This window comes from Streptomyces sp. NPDC057697 (assembly GCF_042799335.1).
Taxonomy (GTDB): domain Bacteria; phylum Actinomycetota; class Actinomycetes; order Streptomycetales; family Streptomycetaceae; genus Streptomyces.
In genome coordinates, this window is record NZ_JBHVJA010000037.1 from 1,435 (window position 1) to 3,296 (window position 1,862).

The 1,862-nt window shown below is 56.2% G+C and carries 1 rRNA gene (running past one end of the window); it reads left to right on the top strand.

Annotation, left to right across the window (positions count from 1 at the left end):
* Positions 1–1,840 (top strand): 23S ribosomal RNA (locus tag ACFVFH_RS35720); it begins 1,384 nt to the left of the window's first position.
* Positions 1,841–1,862 lie beyond the last annotated feature (22 nt).

The following is a 1,862-nucleotide window of genomic DNA, read 5'->3' on the forward strand; positions in this document are numbered from 1 at the left end:
CAACGGGAGTACGGATGGGTAGGGGAGCGTCGTGTGCCGGGTGAAGCAGCCGCGGAAGCGAGTTGTGGACGGTTCACGAGTGAGAATGCAGGCATGAGTAGCGATACACACGTGAGAAACGTGTGCGCCGATTGACTAAGGGTTCCTGGGTCAAGCTGATCTGCCCAGGGTAAGTCGGGACCTAAGGCGAGGCCGACAGGCGTAGTCGATGGACAACCGGTTGATATTCCGGTACCCGCTTTGAAACGCCCAGTACTGAATCAGGCGATGCTAAGTCCGTGAAGCCGGCCCGATCTCTTCGGAGTTGAGGGTAGTGGTGGAGCCGATGAACCAGACTTGTAGTAGGTAAGCGATGGGGTGACGCAGGAAGGTAGTCCAGCCCGGGCGGTGGTTGTCCCGGGGTAAGGGTGTAGGACGCACGGTAGGTAAATCCGTCGTGCATATAAGTCTGAGACCTGATGCCGAGCCGATTGTGGTGAAGTGGATGATCCTATGCTGTCGAGAAAAGCCTCTAGCGAGTTTCATGGCGGCCCGTACCCTAAACCGACTCAGGTGGTCAGGTAGAGAATACCGAGGCGTTCGGGTGAACTATGGTTAAGGAACTCGGCAAAATGCCCCCGTAACTTCGGGAGAAGGGGGGCCATTCCTGGTGATAGCACTTGCTGCTTGAGCTGGGGGTGGCCGCAGAGACCAGCGAGAAGCGACTGTTTACTAAAAACACAGGTCCGTGCGAAGCCGTAAGGCGATGTATACGGACTGACGCCTGCCCGGTGCTGGAACGTTAAGGGGACCGGTTAGCTGACTTTCGGGTCGGCGAAGCTGAGAACTTAAGCGCCAGTAAACGGCGGTGGTAACTATAACCATCCTAAGGTAGCGAAATTCCTTGTCGGGTAAGTTCCGACCTGCACGAATGGCGTAACGACTTCTCGACTGTCTCAACCATAGGCCCGGTGAAATTGCACTACGAGTAAAGATGCTCGTTTCGCGCAGCAGGACGGAAAGACCCCGGGACCTTTACTACAGTTTGATATTGGTGTTCGGTTCGGCTTGTGTAGGATAGGTGGGAGACTTTGAAGCGGCCACGCCAGTGGTTGTGGAGTCGTCGTTGAAATACCACTCTGGTCGTGCTGGATGTCTAACCTGGGTCCGTGATCCGGATCAGGGACAGTGTCTGATGGGTAGTTTAACTGGGGCGGTTGCCTCCTAAAGAGTAACGGAGGCGCCCAAAGGTTCCCTCAGCCTGGTTGGCAATCAGGTGTTGAGTGTAAGTGCACAAGGGAGCTTGACTGTGAGACCGACGGGTCGAGCAGGGACGAAAGTCGGGACTAGTGATCCGGCAGTGGCTTGTGGAAGCGCTGTCGCTCAACGGATAAAAGGTACCCCGGGGATAACAGGCTGATCTTCCCCAAGAGTCCATATCGACGGGATGGTTTGGCACCTCGATGTCGGCTCGTCGCATCCTGGGGCTGGAGTCGGTCCCAAGGGTTGGGCTGTTCGCCCATTAAAGCGGTACGCGAGCTGGGTTTAGAACGTCGTGAGACAGTTCGGTCCCTATCCGCTGTGCGCGTAGGAATATTGAGAAGGGCTGTCCCTAGTACGAGAGGACCGGGACGGACGAACCTCTGGTGTGCCAGTTGTTCTGCCAAGGGCATGGCTGGTTGGCTACGTTCGGAAAGGATAACCGCTGAAAGCATCTAAGCGGGAAGCCTGCTTCGAGATGAGTATTCCCACCCTCTTGAAGGGTTAAGGCTCCCAGTAGACGACTGGGTTGATAGGCCAGATGTGGAAGCCTGGTAACGGGTGGAGCTGACTGGTACTAATAGGCCGAGGGCTTGTCCTCAGTTGCTCGCGTCCACTGTGTT